The sequence below is a fragment of the Roseobacter sp. N2S genome (assembly GCF_031454055.1).
In the GTDB taxonomy this organism is placed as follows: Bacteria; Pseudomonadota; Alphaproteobacteria; order Rhodobacterales; family Rhodobacteraceae; genus Amylibacter.
Genome location: NZ_JAVDQB010000001.1, coordinates 29,302 through 48,424, shown reverse-complemented (window position 1 = coordinate 48,424; position 19,123 = coordinate 29,302). Strand labels below are relative to the sequence as shown.

The window sequence follows — 19,123 nt, the reverse complement described above, 5'->3', positions numbered from 1 at the left end:
TCCCGCTATCCCCTTGGTGGTCGTCTAGGAAAGCGCCTTGGTTGGCGTCGGGTGGAGCACTTCAAAGTGAAACGAGGACTATGTATCAGTCTGTCGGGTGCGAGCCGGAGTTAAATAGCTGATTCTTTTCAAAGAGTCCGTGCTTGCATCGAGTATCATGCCGGTGTCTGGGGTTCCACTTGGGTAGCAATCTGCCAGTTTGGCCGCTCTTGCAATCATTCCTGCACCCAGCCCTTGCGATGGAAATGCCGCAGCACAATTGAGCGGTTGTACAGTGGGAAGCCAATCCACAAGCCGTTCGCTGTTATCAGCGACAAGATCGCCCATAGCCACATCCCTTTGAACAAGTAGTAGAGCGGGCCGAACAGCAGGCACCAGAGCCGGTGCCAAATTCCCAAAATGGTTTTCGTCTGGCCGTTGAAGGCCCATGTCGCGCGTATGGTCATTGCCGATTTCCTCACTGGCAGATTTCGATGCCAGCGCAATAAGATCGGGGACCGTCGCCCGTCAGGGTAATTCCCGCGCGGAGGGGTGAGACCACAGGGTGAGATATGCCGGGGACAGCCAAGGGGCGCTACACTCAAAGCCGACGTTCTGGACGCTCTGCGCAGCGCACAGGGGCCACCACTGGCCTCAACGGCGCTTTCGTCGCAACATGACGTCCAACTCGGCCATTAGGCCCTCTGGCTCAATGTAACGCCGCCGCGCACGCCTTAGGCTCTCTGCCCTCGGGGTTATTTGCAGGTCACTCTGAGTTGCGCGCGGGCAGCCGACCATGGACGCGGACGAACTCCCAAATCAACCGCCGCTCGGCATAGGCGATGCACGGGCGCAAGACTTCCGGCTTAGTGTCGATACCATCCGGTAGGTGTACGGACACAAACGGATCGGATGCGTCGCTGTTGAACACACCGTTAAATGTGACTCCTGGGTTTGTCCCTGACATGCCTGCTGACCTCGTCTTATCGATCTGCATCAGAAACCTAGGAGATCAACATGACCGACATCATCACGCTTAAAGCCCTTTGCGAAGAACTCAAGATCGACCCACGCGAGGCCCGTGAACGCCTGCGCGCTGCCGCCAGCGATGCCAAGGCAAATACAGAACTGGCGAAGACTCGGAAGCCACGTACCCCGTGGCAATGGGTGAAGGGGTCAGCAGCCGAGAAGGAGGCCCTGAGAGCTCTTCGCAAGTAGGGTAGACAAGTTCACAGGATCGACCTCGGCGGCCCCAAGCAGTCTTGAAGCACGTTGAAGGCGCGCCAAATTCTCAATAAACTACTATGTGAGAAATGAGCAGCATGGTGGACAAAAAGAATGCCCGCGAGCCCCGAGGCAACAGGTGGTGTCGGCTACACCTTTGAAGATTCAGTAGTGGCGTCATATTTGACCAGCCTCCTTGTTGAAGGCGGTGCGCGGGGAATCTCTGAAGCGATTACTGGCGGCGTCTTTCTCCAACGCGCGGCGCTTGGTGAACCACTAGACGATATAGTCGTGGAGGCTTCGGATCGATACGGCCAATCTTCCAAATTGGCTCTGCAAGTGAAGCAAAGCCCAACGCTGAGTTCTGCTGAAACTAATGCCGACTTTCGAGACGTCATTTCGGCTAGCTGGCGAGAATTCAAGAAAGATGGCTTCAGAATAGGTCGGGACCGTGTTGGCTTAGCTGCTGCCAATATCGCGCAGTCCACACTCCGGGCAGCCCGTTCTACGCTTGAATGGGCTCGTACATCCAAGTCGGCAGACGACTTTTTTAGACGGCTCAATACCGAGAATTTTGCAAGCGACGCACAAAGAAGGTTCGTGAGCGATGTTCGAGCTCTGCTACCAGCAGAGGCGCAAGGTGAGGAAAATTCGTGGCAGTTTCTAAGGCATTTTGTCATCCTCGTCTTTGACACTCTTTCAGAAGGAGCGTCAGGTTCATTCGAGGCAATTGAACGTCTGCGGAATGCGCTACCAACTGGAGAGCGTCATCGTGCCGAAGAGCTTTGGGTCCGACTATCCCAGATATCACGACACGCGTCGGGCGCAGCAGGCAGCTTTTCAAGGGCAACGTTGGTTGAACAGCTTTCGGGAGTGTTTGATCTTTCTTCTCTTCCAAGCATGCGCAGCGATCTAGTTAAAGTAGCAGAAGAAACAAGGCACGCTCTTCAAGGTATCCGAATGGATATCTCTGGGCTGATTATCCCGCGAAATAGTATTCTCGATAAGGTCAACGACATTGATGATGGCAAGCGATTTATCCAATTAGCGGGCGAGGCCGGTTCGGGAAAGTCGGCGGTGTTACGCGCGCTGGCCGAAGAGCACGCCCGGCACGGTTTCGCTCTTGTTCTGACCGACAAGCGTCTCGTCGGCCCCGGCTGGCCCTCACTGGCTTCGCACTTGCGCCTAGAAACGGAACGACTTGCTGACCTCCTTTTTGAACTAGCCACACTTGGAAAACCAACTCTCTTCATCGACGGGATAGATCGCCTAGGAAATGAGACCCGTCAGACAATCTTGGACATCGTAACTATTCTTCTTGATGACCCAAGGCTTGCGGACTGGCGCGTTGTGGCATCTACCCGTTCGTCACACCTCGAAGACTTGAGGATATGGCTACCTCCCCAACTCATTGAGGAGGGCCAAGCACAAATCGTCGAGATCGATGGATTTGATGATAATGAGGCTGGCATCCTTGCTGAGCGGTTTCCAGCGATGCACGAAGTCCTGTTCGCCGAGGGTCAAGAAAAGGAATTTGCAAGGCGCCCTTTCTTTGCTCAGGTGTTGGCACAACGTTCAGTGAGCACTGATGGAGCGCCGGGCAAGTTTTCCGAGATTTCGCTTGCGCAGGTTTGGTTGGAAGGACCGAACGGTCTACATGAAAAAGCCTCTCCGATTGAACGCCGCCAAGCGATGTGTGAGCTAGCCGCGAGATGCGCTCAAGCAACCAATAGAAGCGGCGCAATAGAAGGTATTTCCGTTCAGGCTCTAACGGCACTAGTAAAAGAAAGAGCGATAGCTGAGGTTGCGGGTAGCGGACGATATTCCTTTACCCACGACATATTTCTTGAATGGGCAATGTTCGGATTGTGTCGCCAAAATGGTCCAGATTGGCCGGGCACTCTCGCGACTGCTGGTGACAGGCCCGGACTTATCCGGGTGGTAGAGCTGCTATCACAGTTTGAATTCGAGTCCGAAGACACTTGGACTGAAACCCAATTGGCACTGGAGCAGCAGGAAGCATGGCGTCATTGGAGCAGGGTTTGGCTCCTTGCCCCATTTGCCTCGCCAGCGTTCTTTGATCGCAAAGATGCGATTTCAGTTTTTTTGAGCGAAGACCACCGGCTCATTCGGCTCCTTTCTTCTTTCCGTGCACACAAGACTATCGAAAACCTTCTGGTCGTCCATGGCGCGTTCGAACTCGGCGAGAAAACAAAATTCGAAAAATTCAGAATAGCTGACTTTTTGTCATGGCCCCGCCCCGTTCGGAATTGGAGGCGACTTCTGATCTGGCTGCTTTCTCTAGATTGGAATGAGGAAACCATCGAGGACATAATCGACACGTTCGATGACTGGCTTAACCTGTTTCAAGATTATCCCGACAGGATCAAAGATCGTTTTGCTGAACGAATTGACCAAATTCTGACTGAGTGGGATGCCTATGACTATTGGGACCGGAGCAAAAAAACCACTCCGCTGGGGTTTCATAAGGACGGTTTCGGCGGCAAACTTAGACAGGCTTTCCTAAGGTCCTCGCTCACCAACACGGACCTACTAAGTCGTAGGCTTCAAGCGTGGACAACCGAACGGATTGACGACAAGGTTCAAACCAGCGTCTTCGCATGGAGCGTGCGCCTTGCCAGTGTTGTCCCTGAAGCCCTAGCAAACTTTTCCTTCCAAGCGTTTATCGACCCGCTACCATCGGAGTCAGCCAAGAGATCGCAGGGGCAGATGATTGGTTGGTCGCCCGATATGAATGATTGGGATTCTCCGGGCATTAGCGACTATTCGCGCCACTGCCATCCAGCCTCTCCTATTCAGCAACCATTCGCAGCCCTCTTCGAGCACGCGCCTCAAGAAGGTCTGCGATTAATTCGCAAGCTGCTTAGCCGTACCGTTGTCGCGTGGAGAGAGCTACCCCAATACGACTATCGCAACCGCGAAATTCCAGTTCCATTCAGCGTGGATTTCCCTTGGGGAACTCAAACGTTTTGGGGCGATCAAAGGATTTATGGTTGGTATCGAGGCCTGTTTTCTTGCGACATCCTCGAATCGGCACTCATGGCGCTAGAAAATTGGGCGTTTTCCGAGCTCGAAGCCGGACGTGACGTTGATGAGATAGTTAAGGAGCTTGTTACAGGACACGAAAGCGTGGCCACGCTGGGAATTGCCTTGGGAGTCTTGTTGGACAAAGACGCGCTGTCACCTGCGGCAGCCGCTCTCGTAGGCTGCCAGCACATCTGGGCCATGGACGAGTACCGCTGGCAACACGATGTCCAAGGCCTTCACTCAAATGAAATCGGAGCGAGCTTCGGCTTGTCTAACGAGACAACTCATCTTGAAGCACTGAAACGCCTCAATTCGCGGCCTTCCCGGAAAAAGAACATCAGGTGGCTCGCGACAGCGTTCATACTTACAGCTAACGACCGACGCGTAATGGTAGTTGAAAAGCTTACCAACTTTCCGAATGAGCTACCCTTCACCCACGAAGGTCAAGAAGATGATGATGAGCTAGTTGCATATTTTCTGCATCGAGCCGAGGAGTGGGCCGGTATTGCGGACCTTACGAACTATGCTCAGGTGGAGACCGATGATGGGAGAGTCGGCGTCGCATTCCAGCCATCAGACGAACGGGTGCAACAAGCCGAAGAAGCAGGTGAACGGCTAGCCCATTGGAACGAAGGCTTCCAGCTGCTGAAACAAAGTGAGTCTTGGTTCGAAAGCGGTGTTATTGATGATCAGGTGCGAGATGAGACCGTAGCTCTTGCCCGCGAAGTTGATAGCGAGCAACTGTATTCATCCGGTTTCGATGCTGGAGACCCCGGCAGCCGACGCGCTGGCGGAGTGGCAGCCGTGTCAGCAGCCATCCTAAGTTTCGGTGCCGACCTTCCAAAGGATCAACAGGAATGGGCCGAAGGCGTTGCTTTCCGCTCAGCCAATACTGTTTCGGCAAGCAATGAGTTTTTTCACACTGATGCTCCTGCCGAAGACAGACCCGAAACATTTGCGTCAAAGGGATTGGCGGCGATAGCCAAGAATGGCGGAGCATTAGGAAGTTCAGCACAGGAAGAACTGGTCCGGTTGTGCTTTCATCCCTACAAGGGCGTCCAGTTGGCTGCCTTGTCAAACGCCGCGTTATGTTGGCGAGAGGAAAAGGACTTCGCTGACAAGTGCACGGTGCTTGCTTTCAAGCTGACGGCTCTTGAATTGGATCGTGGTTCACCTGATTGGTACCGACGACGCGATGAGAGAGAAAACAGTCTGGCGTTCGAAAAACAACGGCTGTTTGAGGCGACTATTCGAGGTCTAGCGTCCGTCGACTGGAACGGGCTGTCTGAGGCGTATGCCGAAATCGAAGCGGAACACTTGGATCAATGGCGCGTCAAAGACTTCGCATCGATGTTGTCGATCATCCCAAAAGACAGGTTCACTGATGACGATGGCTTTCGAGACGACGTTTTATCGCTCCTGCGTGGCTTCGTAGAGAAACTCGCAGCAGCGATCAGTATTGCTGACGAGACCGAACGCCGCTCAGGTTCAAGATTATGGCGAGAGTTTTCCACATGTATCTGGGGCTTAGCGTCGCTTTGTAAAAATTTGCCAACTGAACAGGTGCGCACCGAGATCATACCCCTGTTGTCTCTATTGCCTATCGAACCGAAAAGCGAAGTCCTCTCTACCTTCGCGAATGCATACTCTTGCATGCGACTCTTGGATGCTCCGGAGGTGCCATCGGGAATCTTCGACGTTTTCATTGATGTCTTTGAAGCGGTTGAAGATCATCCCGATTGGAAACGTCCGGAGTGGCGGGAGGGCTATGGTCTTCCTGATCAGCTTCACAAATTGGTTCGTATCGCAATGGGGGCAAATTGGGATCGGCCAGCAATGGGGGCGACCCGCTTCGCTAACAATGACTGGTCTGATGCAAGGCTACTTGACCCATTGATTGATTGGATGCTCCAAAGATTTGGCCATCTACCGCAGGTCATGCAAGCATTCTTGCTCCATGTTGAAAGGTCATTCGATCACCGCAGCAGCGAATTCCTCGCTTCGAGGTTGGGAGGCATCGCGCCCGCAGTTTGGCAGTCTAGAGGGTTTTGGTCCGGGGGAAGAACTGCGCAACTCGCCGGTCTAATTCAATCCTTTGCCGAACGAGACGCCCCATTGCAGCCTGATGTCCACGTTCAGTTCTTGGAGATTCTCGATCACTTGATTGAACTTGGGGATCGTCGTGCAGCCGCGCTTCAAACTAGCTCGCTCTTTGACCTTCCGCGCAGGCAAACATCACAGAGTGTTTCTTCGATAGGATCCGTGAGCGGCATGCCGACATTGATACCCCAATGATACCCGAGAACATTTAGGTCAGGTGCTCATTCGTAGAAAAGCCACACAAGTGTTTGATTTTTTTAAATTTAAATGGTGCCCGGGGGCGGAATTGAACCACCGACACGAGGATTTTCAATCCACTGCTCTACCCCTGAGCTACCCGGGCACGGGTTCCGAAGGGCGCTTTGCCGTTCGTGGGTCGGGGCGTTTTAGGATAGGCTGCATGGGCTGGCAAGAGGATTCTTTGGTGCTAGTGAATTTTTGGTTCAACTTCGGCGGTATCTGACGAAAAACCGTCTTCTTCGTCGGTATTTCCGCCCGGAATCGCATAAGAACCCGACAGCCATTTGCCCAAATCCACATCTGCGCAGCGTTTTGAGCAGAAGGGGCGGTATTTCGGGTCGGTTTCTTTATCGCAGATCGGGCAGACACTCATTTGGAGAGAACCTCTTTCAACGGCAGGCGTTCGCGTTTTCTTTGCAGTTCAAAATGGCCCAGACCGGTCCAGCCGACAAGGGCGGTTTCGATGCCATCTGCGCGGAATCCTGCGCGCAGGGCCTGTTCGACCAACCGTTGGTCCTTGCGGGGCATAGGGGCGAAATCGACGACGATCTGGCCGCCAAGGCCGCGCAGGCGCAACTGGCGGGGCAGGTCCTTGGCGGCGGCAAGGTTGGCCTTCAGGCCCGCTGCAAAGGAGGTGTCCGCGCCAGTGTTCACATCCACTGCGACCAATGCGCTGGTGGGCTCTATGGCCATCCATGCACCGGCTGACAGGCGGGCAGGCGGGCTAAGCAGATCATCCACGGCGTCGCGAAAGCCAAGCAGTTCCAGACCGCCGCTTTCGCGCATTACATCGTCGGGATCAGGGTCAACCCAGTCGCGCCATGCAATGTGGTGTGCGCTTTGTGCGGGCAGAATCAGTGCAGGCGCACCGCTTGCCTGTGCCAAGACGGCTTCGGCTGCACTGCGCATGGCGGTGATGTCGTCAAAAATCGCCTCGGAATCCACACCGTCAGCCACAGAGCGAATGATCAGCCCGAGGGTTTCATCTGCGCCGTCCAGCGCGTCATGGGCGATCTCTAGCAGGCGGTCCCGCTCATCTTCGTCGCGGATTTTGCGGGCGATGTTCAGGCCGGGGGAATCGGGGGTGACAATGGCGTAGCGGCTTTTGAATAGCAGCTTGGGGGATACGGGCGCGGCTTTGCTGCCGTCGGCGTGGGTGGAAATCTGAACCAACAGGGTTTCGCCAGACGGGATGCCTTTGGCTTGGCGCAAATAGCCGGCTTGGCCGTTGCCAAGGTCCAGCATGATGCCGCTTTGGCCTTTCATCGGGCGCTGCGTGGTGGCGCGGTAGATTGCGCCGGGGCGGGGGCGTTTATCATCAGAAGGGTCGACCAGCAGATCGGTCAGAACACCATCGTCGATCAGCGCGGCGCAATCGCGCCCGTCGATCTGATCCAGAATAATCAAACGACCTTTTCTCATCTTATTCCAAATCCTGATAACATTGCTGCGGTTTCCGCCAGCGGCAGGCCGACGACGTTTGAATAGGAGCCGTTGATGCTGGGAATCAGCGCGGCGGCCAGACCCTGAATGCCATAGCCCCCCGCCTTGCCCTGCCATTCACCGCTGTCCAGATAGGCGGTCATTTCCGCCTTGGAAATTCGTTTGAACCCGACGCGGGTCATCACATCGCGGCTGATCAGACGGTCGTTTGAACGTACGGCGACGGCTGTAATCACCTGATGGCGGCGGCCTGAGAGCAGGGTCAGAAACTTTTCAGCCTCTGCGCGGTCTTGGGGTTTTTCCATGATTCGCCGCCCAACCGCTACTGTGGTATCGGCACATAGCACCACATCATCCGCCCCCAGCGTAATCGCCTGCGCTTTGGCCACAGCCAAGCGGCGCACATAGGCGCGGGGTGTTTCATCTTTGAATGGAGTTTCGTCGATATCAGCGGGGCGCACTTCTGCCGGCACAATTGATATCTGCGCCAGCAGGTCCAGCCGCCTTGGGCTGGCAGATCCGAGAATCAGCCTCATGCGGTCAAACGCATGGCGGATTATTTATAGCGATAGTTGATACGCCCTTTGGTCAGGTCATAGGGGGTCATTTCCACCTGAACCTTATCCCCTGCAAGGACACGAATGCGGTTTTTACGCATTTTGCCAGCAGTATGAGCAATGATTTCATGGCCGTTTTCCAGCTCTACCCGAAATGTCGCATTCGGCAGAAGCTCGACAACGACACCATCGAATTCGAGAAGTTCTTCTTTAGCCATGTTTTCTCCAGTTTTGGCGTCCGGTAAAGCAGTCGCCATTCATGCGGGGGTACATGATCCTAAAGCAGCAAAATATCAAGCGAAAAGGCCAGCATCCTGCGAACAGATGCTGGGACGGTGCTTTTTAGCCCACAAATCGGGTCAGTTTTGGTCAAAACCGATCCTGAAACGGGCACCACTGTCGGATGGCAGCAGATTTATCGTCGCGCCATGAGCCTGCAAGAGACTCGAAATGATGTAAAGCCCCATCCCCGTCCCGCCAGAGTCGCGCCGCGTGGTGAAGAAGGGATCAAAGATCCGATCCCTGTTTCCTGGTGAGATTCCGGGGCCGTTGTCTGACAGCTCTAACGTGGCGGGGGTCGCGGTCAGCTGCACCTGTGTGGCACCATGTGACGCAGAGTTGCGGATCAAATGGCCCAGCACCAGCAGAATTCCGTCGCCTGACATGGGCAGGGGCACCGCCGCGCCGTCGATTTGGAAGTCGATCAGCGGGTGGTCCCGTTGCAGCCTGTCAAACAAAGACACCAGTTGCACCGAGCCGTGGTAATTTGCTTCACGGGCGATGACCATTTCGCGCAGGGCCGCCAGTTGCGCCTGCATCTGTTTGCCCGCATTGCGGATCTGGCCGACCAGTTTGCGATCTGCATCAGTCAGATCGGTGCTGTCTTGCAGCAGTTCGGTGGCGGCTTGCACTGTTGTGACGGGGGTTTTGACCTCGTGGATCACATGATCGGTAAAATTGCGCACAGTTTTTTCGCGGTTGGACAGGGTGGTGGCCATGCCCATGACTTGCCGCCCCATCCGGTGTAATTCTTCGGTGCCAAAGTGGTTGGGGGGCGGGTTTTCCTGCCCTGCGCCCACCCGCTCGGCATAGTCTTTCAGGGCTGTGATCGGGCGCAGCAGCAAACGCAGCAACAACCACCAGATCAGAGCGGTCACTGCACAAATGACACTGGCCAACAGGTAGGCCGCATTTTTAAATCCAAGTTCAGGCCCCAGATAGCGCAGCAATACCATACCCAGCAGCGACAGCCCCAAAGTGGCGACCAATGCGCCCCCCAAAACGAGCCATAAAGACGGGCGCCATTTTTCAGCTAGGCGCATGGGGCCATCCTGATGCCGACACCGTGCAGGGTTTGAACCGCATCCACGGCCCCCGCATCGGCCAGCTTGGCGCGCAAATTACGCAGGTGACTGTCAAGCGTGCGGTCCGACACATCACTGCCCACCCCCCACAGCGTGTTGATCAGATCGACCCGAGACACAGGCTTTCCCGCCCCGCGCATCACCTGCGTCAGTATCTTGTGTTCGGTGCTGGTCAGGGGCACATCCTGATCCTGAACGGTGCAGCGATGGGCGTCAGCGTCCAGGCTGATGCCGCCGTGGCGCAGCAAGAGTGTTTGCTGCAGGCCATTGGTCCGCTTCAGAATTGCCCTGATCCGCGCCACCAGTTCGCGCGGGCTGAAAGGTTTGGTCACATAGTCATCCGCGCCCAGTTCCAGCCCGACAACGCGGTCAACTTCGTCATCAAGCGCGGTTAGAAACAGGATCGGCACCTGTGATGTGGCGCGCAAACGGCGGCATACTTCAAACCCGTCCATTTCCGGCAAGCCCACGTCTAGTACGATCAGATCGGGGTTTTCCCGCCCCGCATGGATCAACGCCAGTTTGGCGTCAGCCGCGGTAATCACGCTGTATCCGGCCCGTTCCAAGGCGATAGTTACGATTTCACGGATTTGTGGATCATCATCAACGACCAGAATTTTCATGATGCCCCCCTTGGGTCGCTGTCTGTGACTCTAGACTTTCGATATAGCGGGCAACACGCCAATCCCGAAACCCCCAATCGCGCCAGCCGTCGATTTCTGGCTTTTTCTCTGTGCAGATTAGGTTCCCCAGCCTCCCCCAAAGCGCGCCGCTGGCGGTTGGATTTAAGGTGCACAGATAGTACCCGTCAGATCGCTGGTGGTTCAGGTTGTAGGTTGCAATTGCTTGGGCAAAATTAATGAAGCAGCCCAGATATACTGTTGCCGCGCCCAAGACAAAACTGCGCAGCAACAGCCAGCCGTTGCCTTTGGCGCACAGGATTTGCCATGCGATCATGCCCAGCCACAGCGCCACCAAAACCATCCAGATGCCTGCGCGAATCCGCAGATAGGTCAGGCCGTAAGCTTCAATATAAAGGCCCAAGCGATAGAGCGATGACAGGGTTAACATGACATTCAACCCCAGCCAGACCAGCATCAGGGGTTTTAGCCAACGGCCCTCATCCAGAAAGGGGCGCGCGGCGAGTGCAAATCCCCCCGCCAGCAGTGCCGTGGCCAGCAAAGGATAGGCGCCGCGATGGGCGTAAGTGGCATAGCTGACCCCCGCAGGTAATGTGCCGCTGCCCCAGAATACCTGTCCGTCCAGCACCAGTTGCAGCGCCAAAAGGCAGTTAAACAGCACCAGTGCATTGGTCACAGAGCGGGCGTTTAACCCAAAGCTGCGGGTTTTGCGCAGTTGCGTGGCGGTTTTAGCAGGGGACAATTGCGTAGGTGAAGCCGTCAAAAACGGCCACAGAACCAAAGCCATGCCACCCCAGAAAAAGCTGCGCGTCACAAGATTGGAAACGTCGAAATTCACATCGAGTAAGTCTGTCAGCCATTGTTCCAGAACCGGATTGGCTATGATCAGCAAGGACAGGATCAACAAAGCACCCCCCAAGGGAATCGCCCAGTTGCGAATGAAACCGTGCAGCAGACTGTTAACATCTGATTGAACGGGCGTGTTTTTAAACCAGCTGATGCCGGATTTGACCGCGGCAACGGGAATCAACATCACCAAGCGGCGGGTTGCATATGACAGTTTTTCGACAGAGTCGGGCACGCCAAGTCGGCTCCACGCGACGGCGATAATCAGGCCGAGGCAGGCAAAAAAGACCGAGGTGGTTTGGACGAATTCGATCACAGGAAGGGTGCCTGCAATAAGGACGAATGCAGGGCCGGTAATACGGCGTGGGGTGCCCAGTTCAATCAGATTTGCAAGGAATACAGCAACGGTAAATACCGCAATTGAGAGGCCAACCGCTTGACCGAAAAACAAAATATCCGCCAGTGCCAGCAGCGCCAGCAACAAGATCAACCGTTTGCGAGAGGTGGCGTTGGATGATGTTGTGGGTAGGTGATTTCGGTCAATATCCTGCCCGTGAAATTGCGGTGCATCATATTGCGCATCCGCATTTAACCACCACCCATCCAGTGCCAATGCCCGTGGCACCCCGTGAAAAACCTGCTCTGCCATATCGCCTCTCCGTGACCTGTTCTGGCCATAAGATGCATCATCCCCTGCGCAGTCCTGCCGCAAAGGATGTGCAGTTTTTGTGCAGAGATGAAAAAGCAGGTGTTGGATTTCAACAGGCCGTAAAGGGATACGGATCTTACGGCCTGCGGAAAATGTAACGGGTGTTAGAGAAGGCTTAACAGTTTTCGTGCAGCCTCATTGGATGATGCAGGATTCTGCCCTGTAACCAATTTTCCATCCGTCACCACAAAAGACGCCCAATCCGCGGCTTTTTCGTATACGCCACCATTGGATTTTAACATATCCTCAACCAGAAAAGGCACCACATCCGTCAGACCGACAGCCGCCTCTTCGGTATTGGTAAAGCCAGTAACCTTACGTCCTGTTACCAGCGCTTTCCCGTCCGGTCCTTTGGGATGTTTAAACACCGCAGGCGCGTGGCACACCGCACCGATGGGGCGGTCACTGGTCGCGAAGGTTTCAATCAACGCCTTGCTGTCAGCGTCTTCGGCCAGATCCCACAATGGGCCGTGACCACCAGGGTAAAAGATTGCATCAAACCCTTCTGCTGACACTGTTGATAGCACAGTCGTCTGTGCCAATTCCTGTTGCGCGGCTTCGTCGGCTTTGAACCGTTTGGTCGCTTCTGTCTGTGCGTCCTCTGCGTCGCTTGTCGGGTCCAGCGGCGGTTGCCCACCCTTGGGGGAGGCTAAGGTAATCTCAGCACCTGCGTCCTTAAACACATAATAGGGCGCTGCAAATTCTTCGAGCCAGAAGCCCGTTTTCTTGCCAGTCTCACCAAGTTTATCGTGGGATGTCAGAACCATTAAAATTTTCATCAGATGTTGCCTTCTTTATTAGATTGGTCGGGGCGCAAGACGGCGGGTTTGCCGAAAGCGGCGACCTTCGCTACCTAACGATTGATTTGCAGTATTGTTCCCTGCCAACTTTCACGTCCCCGTGAGGCAGAATGCAAAAACGGCGCCCCAAGGGACGCCGCTGTTGAATTTGATGTTGCTGCCCCAGACACGCGGGTCTGGTCGCCTGAAATCAGAAGTCCAGATTTTCTACGCTCAGGGCATTCTGTTGGATAAATTCGCGTCGGGGTTCGACCACATCGCCCATCAGTTTGGTGAACAGATCGTCAGCATCCGCCAAATCCTCTACCCGAACCTGCAACAGCGTGCGGGCTTCGGGATCTAGGGTGGTTTCCCACAACTGACCGGGGTTCATCTCGCCCAGACCTTTGTAGCGTTGCAGCGACAGACCTTTTTCGCCTTCTTCCATCACCAGTGACAACAGATCGGTTGCGCCGAACACGGGATGGGATTTGTCTTTGCGTGAAAACGTCGCCAGCGAGCCGTAGATTTCCTGCAGGCTTTCGGTCATCCCGCCCAACTTGCGAGCCTCGCCCGAGCGCAGACATTTGCCGTCCAGTGTGTGGCTTTCCTCAACACCGCGCAGAATGCGGGCAAAGCGCAGGCCGTGGTCTTGGGTGATCCGACCCGACCAGCCTTGTTCATATTCCAACGAGACTTTGTTCAAGCGCGCGGCCACGGCATCAGCAACCCCTTGCGGGTTTTCATCCACACGCCCGGGCACCAACCCGCCCGCAATCGCGGCCTGTTCCAATACATGGCGGTTGTAATGGGTTGGGAAAGCGTTCAGCAGGAATTTCACCTTACGGGATTCTTCCACCACCCGCGACAGATCGGCGCCGGTGATCACAGTCCCATCGGAAAGCCGCAGGGAACTTCCATCAACCCCTTGATTCACAAGGTAATCTTCCAAAGATTGTTGGTCTTTCAGATACACCTCGGATCGCCCACGGGCCACTTTATACAGGGGTGGCTGCGCAATATACAAATAGCCGCCTTCGATCAATTCCGGCATCTGACGGAAGAAAAAGGTCAACAGCAAGGTTCGGATGTGCGCGCCGTCCACGTCAGCATCGGTCATGATGATGACCTTGTGATAGCGCAGTTTTGCGATGTTGAATTCATCCCGCCCGATACCTGTACCAAGGGCCGTAATCAGGTTCGTGATCTGCTCGGAAGACAGCATTTTGTCAAACCGCGCCCGTTCGATGTTCAAGATTTTACCGCGCAACGGCAGCACAGCCTGATTTTCACGGGACCGCCCTTGTTTGGCGGACCCGCCCGCAGAGTCCCCCTCCACAATGAAGACTTCGGATTTGGAAGGATCCCGTTCCTGACAGTCCGCCAGTTTCCCTGGCAGGCCGGTGCCGCCAAAAGCGGTCTTGCGCCGTGTCAATTCCCGCGCTTTGCGGGCGGCTTCGCGGGCCCAAGCGGCCTCGACGATTTTGGACACGATGTTTTTGGCTTCGGCGGGGTTTTCTTCAAACCACTCGGCCAGTTTTTCGTTCATCAAACCCTCAACCGCTGGGCGGACTTCGGATGACACCAGCTTGTCTTTGGTTTGGCTGGAAAATTTCGGGTCAGGCACTTTGACCGACAAAACACAGGTCAGACCTTCGCGCGCGTCATCCCCCGTGAAAGAGACTTTCTCTTTCTTGGCGATGCCGCTGGTCTGCGCGTAATTGTTGATGGTCCGCGTCAACGCCCCGCGAAACCCTGCCATATGGGTGCCGCCATCCCGCTGGGGAATGTTGTTGGTAAACGGCAGCACCATTTCGTTGTAGCTGTCATTCCACCACATGGCGACTTCGATGCCGATATCGTCTTTTTCGCCTGTGATATAAATCGGCTCGGGCAGCAGGCCGGTTTTGGACCGGTCGATAAATTTCACAAATTCCTTCACGCCGCCTTCGTATTCCAGCGTGCTTTCCAGATGTTCGGCCGGACGTTCATCACGCAGGATGATTTTTACGCCCGAGTTCAGAAAGGCCAGTTCCCGCAAGCGGTTTTCAAGGGTCTTGAACACATAATCACGGTTGGAAAATGTATCGGTAGAGGCCATGAACCGCACCTCGGTGCCGGTTTCGCCGTTGGCATCGCCGACCACAGCCAAAGACCGCGCCGTATCGCCGTGTTCAAACCGCGCCGTGTGTTCCTTGCCGTCGCGCCAGATGCGCAGTTCCAGCCAGTCGGACAGTGCGTTCACCACTGACACACCAACCCCGTGCAAACCACCTGAAACCTTGTAGGAATTGCTGTCAAATTTACCGCCAGCGTGCAGCTGGGTCATGATAACTTCGGCTGCGGAAACGCCTTCTTCTTCGTGGATGCCCACAGGAATGCCGCGCCCGTTATCACGGACCGAAACGCTTTCGTCGGCATGGATTGTGACGGAAACAAAGTCGGCGTGTTTGGCCAAAGCCTCGTCGATGCCGTTGTCCACAACTTCATAGACCATATGATGCAGGCCCGACCCGTCATCGGTATCCCCGATATACATGCCTGGACGTTTGCGAACCGCCTCTAAGCCTTTGAGAACTTTGATAGAATCGGCACCATACTCTTCTGGTGTAATTTGCTCGTCGGACATAAACACGCCTTTTGGGATTTTTCCCAATTTATAGCGGTTTTACAAAGGATTGTCACGTCAAAGACACAATATTTTGTGGTGGGTTTCCGCCTGCCAAGCCAGAGCTGACACCTCTTTGAAAACGTCCCAACCCGCAGGTCCATTTTCTAAAAATATCCAAATAAAAACTGCTCAAACAGACAGTGCCCTGTCAGGTAAACGCGATCACAATCCCCACCAGAATAAGCGCCACTCCAGAACCTAAATTCAGCCGACGTATCGCCTGTGGCGAGGCCAGGAACCGTCGCATCCTGTCCACCATGGCGGCCAGTGCCAGATTGCCCAGCAAAGGCACCACCAGCGAAATAGAGCAGATCGCCAGAATATCCCAAACGGTGATGGTGCGAAAATCAAAGAACCCCGGCAACACGCCCATATAGAACAGGATGGCCTTTGGGTTGCTTAGGATCACCAGAACCCCTGCCAGAAATCCGGCCCACATCCCCGGTCTGGTCAGGCGGCTGTCACTGCGTCCAAGGCTTTCAACGGGTTTGCGCAACAGGCCGATGCCCATGGCCAGAAACATCACCACGCCGACGTATTTCAGCACCAACATGAAATCTGCATAGACAGAAACCAGATAGCTGACCCCAAAGATCGCCACCAGAGGCCAGATCACATCGCCGATCACTACGCCAAGGGCCAAAGGCCATGCGCTGTGAAATCCGCCAGACACCGCGCGGGCGATCAAGGCGACCCAAACAGGGCCGGGCGTGGCAAATAACAGCAAAATTGCGCCTGCGTATAACAGCAGGTCAAAGGCGGAAACAGTCACGCATCCCCCGAAACATAGCCGTCTGCGTCAAAGGACCAGAAAGGATTATGGGCATATTCCCAAAGATGTCCGTCAGGATCGGCGATATTGCCGGAATAGCCCCCCCAAAAGGTTTTTTCGGGCTTGGTCACTGCAACAGCCCCCGCAGCAAGGGCGGCGGCAAAGGCGCTGTCCACTTGATCCGGGCTGTCATAATTTGTCGCCAAAGTGATCCCCCCCGTGGTGCGGGCAGGGATTGGCATGCCGATGTCATCAACCAAGGCTTCACGGCTGTACAGGGACAGGAACAGCCCGCGCAGCTTGAAAAAGGCGATTTTTTCGTTGCCCCCTTCGGATTCAACCCACCCCAGAGCGCTGTAAAAAGCCCGCGATAAGGTAAGATCGCTAACAGAAAGGGTTATCATCGTTACACGTTGCGGGGTCATACTGGGGCCTTTCTAATGGGATTCGATCACAGAAAGCCCGTTTTCTTCGCGCACTGCAAGGCGCATAGCGCGGGGGCCGAAATCGGTGAATAACTCGGGGCCGGTTCCCGTCATCCATGCCTGTGCGCCAAGCGCGCAGATTTCGTCATAAAGGGCTGCGCGGCGGCTGGCATCAAGATGGGCCGCGACCTCGTCCAGCAACAGGATAGGGGGCGCGCCGAATTCTTGCGCCAAAGCACGGCTGTTGGCCAGAATAAGCGACACCAGTAGAGCTTTCTGTTCGCCCGTAGAACACTTATGGGCTGCAATCCCCTTGGCGGTATAAATCGCTTCAAGATCAGCACGATGAGGGCCGATCAGCGTGCGCCCTGCCATAAGATCCCGGTTGCGGTTTTGGGCAAATGCGGCGGCCAAATCAGGTTCATCCATGGGCATGTCAAATCCGTCCGCATGGATCAGCGTGCACTCAGCCGCAGGAAAGGCGGTATCTGCCTTGTCTTGGGCCGCTTTCAGCAAGGACAAAGCCTCTAGCCGATTGGCGTGAATGCGCACCCCTGCACGGGCCATCTGGGATTCCACCGCGCTGTACCACGCGGGATCACGCACCTGATCTTTTAGCATCCGATTGCGTTCGCGCATGGCTTTTTCATAAGTCAGGCTGGCCTCTGCGTGGCCCGGGTGAAAGCTTAGCGCAAGGCGATCAAGGAACCGTCGCCGCCCTTCGGCCCCTTCTACCCAAAGCCGATCCATCACCGGCACCAGCCAGACCACTCGCCCAACCCGCCCAAGGGCCGCCTGAGAGGTGGTTTTTTCGTCAATCCGCACAGTCCGAGAGCCGCTGCCTTCAAACGCGGTTTCGATTTCATGCATCTGGTTCAGGCTTTGCAGCACCCCCGAGATTTTCCACCCCACGGCTTCGGGCGCACGGGCCAGTTCATCGACCTTTGCGCCGCGCAAACCACGACCGGGGGACAGTAGGGAGATTGCTTCAAGGATGTTGGTTTTCCCCGCACCGTTGGCCCCATAAATCGCAATCGGACGCCCGTCTGTTTCCAGACGGGTCATCTTATGGGATCGGAAATGGGATAGCGTCAGGCTTTGCAGCGCGAGGGTAGGGGCTGCGGGCAACTTACACCCGCATCGGCATCACCACGTAAACCGCGGATTCATCGTTGCCTTCGCGCATCAAGGTCGGATCACCGCTGGAATTGAACATAAAGACTGCATTTTCACGGTCTACTTGTCCGGCAATTTCCAACAGATATTTCGCGTTAAAACCGATTTCCAGACGTTCGTCGCCATAAGCAACAGCCAGTTCTTCCTCGGCGGCACCGCTGTCTGGTGCGTTGACCGACAGGATCAAACGGTCTTCATCCAACGCCAGTTTCACAGCGCGGGACCGTTCGGATGATACCGTAGACACCCTGTCCACAGCCTTGGCAAATTCAGCCGCATCCACTTCCAGGCGGCGGGTGTTGCCTTGGGGGATAACCCGTGTGTAATCGGGGAAAGACCCGTCGATGACTTTGGAGGTCAGGGTGATTTGCGGTGTGGCAAAACGGATTTTGGTTTCGGACACAGACACAGCAATATCAGCTTCGTCGTCATCCAGCAGTTTGCGCAATTCCCCAACGGTTTTGCGCGGCACAATTACACCGGGCAAGGTTTCTGCATTTTCAGGCAGCGGCGCGTCGATACGGGCCAAACGGTGTCCGTCAGTGGCCACACAGCGCAATACTTTTTCCCCGTCCCGATCTGATGCATGCATATAGACACCGTTCAGATAATAGCGGGTTTCCTCAGTCGAAATGGCGAATTTGGATTTGTCGAACAGGCGGCGCAACACGGCCGCATTGGCCGAAAAATTGCAATCATAGTCAGAGGTTGCCATCACAGGAAAGTCTTCCTTGGGCAATGTCGCAAGCGAGAAGTTGGAGCGTCCTGCGCTAACCTCTAGTCGACCGGATGCACCATCATCCAGCAGATCAACCATCGCACCATCGGGCAATTTGCGCACGATTTCATGCAAGGTATGTGCCCCGACCGTGGTGGCCCCCGCGCGTTCAACCATGGCTGGCGCCTTGTCTACAACCTCGATGTCCAGATCGGTGGCGCGGAAACTGACGGTGTTTCCCTCAGCCTCGATCAGCACGTTTGCCAGAATTGGGATCGTATTGCGACGCTCCACAACGGATTGCGCCTGTGACATCGCTTTTAACAAAGCGCTGCGTTCAATACTGACCTTCATGTCCCGCTCCTCAGATTGCGTGGGCCGCAAACTTTACGTCAAATGGCTTGGATTTCAAGCTCTGTTTCACAAAGCAC

The 19,123-nt window shown here is 55.2% G+C and carries 16 protein-coding genes and 1 tRNA gene; 2 read left to right on the top strand and 15 right to left on the bottom strand.

What is annotated here, in order from left to right; all coding sequences use genetic code 11:
• Positions 1 to 215 precede the first annotated feature (215 nt).
• Entirely contained in the window at positions 216 to 446 is a 231-nt protein-coding gene (locus GGE09_RS00225) for a hypothetical protein (protein ID WP_309742657.1), read from the bottom strand.
• 550 nt (positions 447 to 996) lie between these two features.
• Between GGE09_RS00225 and GGE09_RS00220 the strand changes: the two genes are divergently transcribed.
• The gene (locus tag GGE09_RS00220; RefSeq protein WP_309742655.1) at positions 997 to 1,197 is read left to right on the top strand and encodes a hypothetical protein; all 201 of its coding nucleotides are present in this window, start codon (positions 997 to 999) and stop codon (positions 1,195 to 1,197) included.
• Between the two features lie 120 nt (positions 1,198 to 1,317).
• Positions 1,318 to 6,546 carry an NACHT domain-containing protein gene (locus tag GGE09_RS00215; RefSeq protein ID WP_309742653.1) on the top strand — a complete coding sequence of 1,743 codons (5,229 nt, stop codon included), beginning with the start codon at positions 1,318 to 1,320 and terminating at the stop codon, positions 6,544 to 6,546.
• Positions 6,547 to 6,619: 73 nt separating this feature from the next.
• On the opposite strand, the gene GGE09_RS00210 is transcribed toward GGE09_RS00215, so the two are convergent.
• The 14 genes from GGE09_RS00210 to dnaN all read right to left on the bottom strand — a co-directional run bounded on the left by GGE09_RS00210 (position 6,620) and on the right by dnaN (position 19,046).
• A tRNA-Phe gene (locus GGE09_RS00210) sits at positions 6,620 to 6,694 on the bottom strand.
• Between the two features lie 84 nt (positions 6,695 to 6,778).
• Complete coding sequence (locus GGE09_RS00205; protein WP_309742651.1) at positions 6,779 to 6,964, bottom strand: DNA gyrase inhibitor YacG; 186 nt, start codon at positions 6,962 to 6,964, stop codon at positions 6,779 to 6,781.
• A complete protein-coding gene (locus GGE09_RS00200) occupies positions 6,961 to 8,013 on the bottom strand; it encodes a ribonuclease E/G (RefSeq protein WP_309742649.1) in 1,053 nt (350 codons plus the stop codon). The genes GGE09_RS00205 and GGE09_RS00200 overlap by 4 nt, the downstream gene beginning before the upstream one ends.
• On the bottom strand, positions 8,010 to 8,570 hold the full coding sequence (locus GGE09_RS00195; RefSeq protein WP_309742647.1) for a Maf family protein: 561 nt from the start codon (positions 8,568 to 8,570) through the stop codon (positions 8,010 to 8,012). Before GGE09_RS00195 ends, GGE09_RS00200 begins: the two co-directional genes overlap by 4 nt.
• Before the next feature lie 20 nt (positions 8,571 to 8,590).
• The gene (infA, locus tag GGE09_RS00190; RefSeq protein WP_069301276.1) at positions 8,591 to 8,809 is read right to left on the bottom strand and encodes a translation initiation factor IF-1; all 219 of its coding nucleotides are present in this window, start codon (positions 8,807 to 8,809) and stop codon (positions 8,591 to 8,593) included.
• A 141-nt stretch (positions 8,810 to 8,950) separates the two neighbouring features.
• Positions 8,951 to 9,913: a HAMP domain-containing sensor histidine kinase gene (locus tag GGE09_RS00185; protein ID WP_309742643.1), complete on the bottom strand. Its 963-nt coding sequence runs from the start codon at positions 9,911 to 9,913 to the stop codon at positions 8,951 to 8,953.
• Entirely contained in the window at positions 9,904 to 10,578 is a 675-nt protein-coding gene (locus tag GGE09_RS00180) for a response regulator transcription factor (protein WP_309742641.1), read from the bottom strand. Before GGE09_RS00180 ends, GGE09_RS00185 begins: the two co-directional genes overlap by 10 nt.
• Positions 10,559 to 12,091 (bottom strand): DUF4173 domain-containing protein, encoded by a 1,533-nt coding sequence (locus tag GGE09_RS00175; protein WP_309742639.1) that lies wholly within the window; start codon positions 12,089 to 12,091, stop codon positions 10,559 to 10,561. The genes GGE09_RS00180 and GGE09_RS00175 overlap by 20 nt, the downstream gene beginning before the upstream one ends.
• A 164-nt stretch (positions 12,092 to 12,255) precedes the next feature.
• Positions 12,256 to 12,930, bottom strand: a complete 675-nt coding sequence (locus GGE09_RS00170) for a type 1 glutamine amidotransferase domain-containing protein (RefSeq protein ID WP_309742637.1) — start codon at positions 12,928 to 12,930, stop codon at positions 12,256 to 12,258.
• 211 nt (positions 12,931 to 13,141) lie between these two features.
• Positions 13,142 to 15,559 (bottom strand): DNA topoisomerase (ATP-hydrolyzing) subunit B, encoded by a 2,418-nt coding sequence (gene gyrB, locus GGE09_RS00165; protein ID WP_309742635.1) that lies wholly within the window; start codon positions 15,557 to 15,559, stop codon positions 13,142 to 13,144.
• A 190-nt stretch (positions 15,560 to 15,749) separates the two neighbouring features.
• Positions 15,750 to 16,373, bottom strand: a complete 624-nt coding sequence (locus GGE09_RS00160) for a LysE family translocator (RefSeq protein WP_309742633.1) — start codon at positions 16,371 to 16,373, stop codon at positions 15,750 to 15,752.
• The gene (locus tag GGE09_RS00155) at positions 16,370 to 16,798 is read right to left on the bottom strand and encodes a VOC family protein (RefSeq protein ID WP_309742631.1); all 429 of its coding nucleotides are present in this window, start codon (positions 16,796 to 16,798) and stop codon (positions 16,370 to 16,372) included. The genes GGE09_RS00160 and GGE09_RS00155 overlap by 4 nt, the downstream gene beginning before the upstream one ends.
• A 12-nt stretch (positions 16,799 to 16,810) precedes the next feature.
• Entirely contained in the window at positions 16,811 to 17,926 is a 1,116-nt protein-coding gene (gene recF, locus GGE09_RS00150; RefSeq protein ID WP_309742629.1) for a DNA replication/repair protein RecF, read from the bottom strand.
• 1 nt (position 17,927) lies between these two features.
• Positions 17,928 to 19,046, bottom strand: coding sequence for a DNA polymerase III subunit beta (gene dnaN, locus GGE09_RS00145; protein ID WP_309742627.1), 1,119 nt, complete (start codon positions 19,044 to 19,046; stop codon positions 17,928 to 17,930).
• Positions 19,047 to 19,123: the final 77 nt, after the last annotated feature.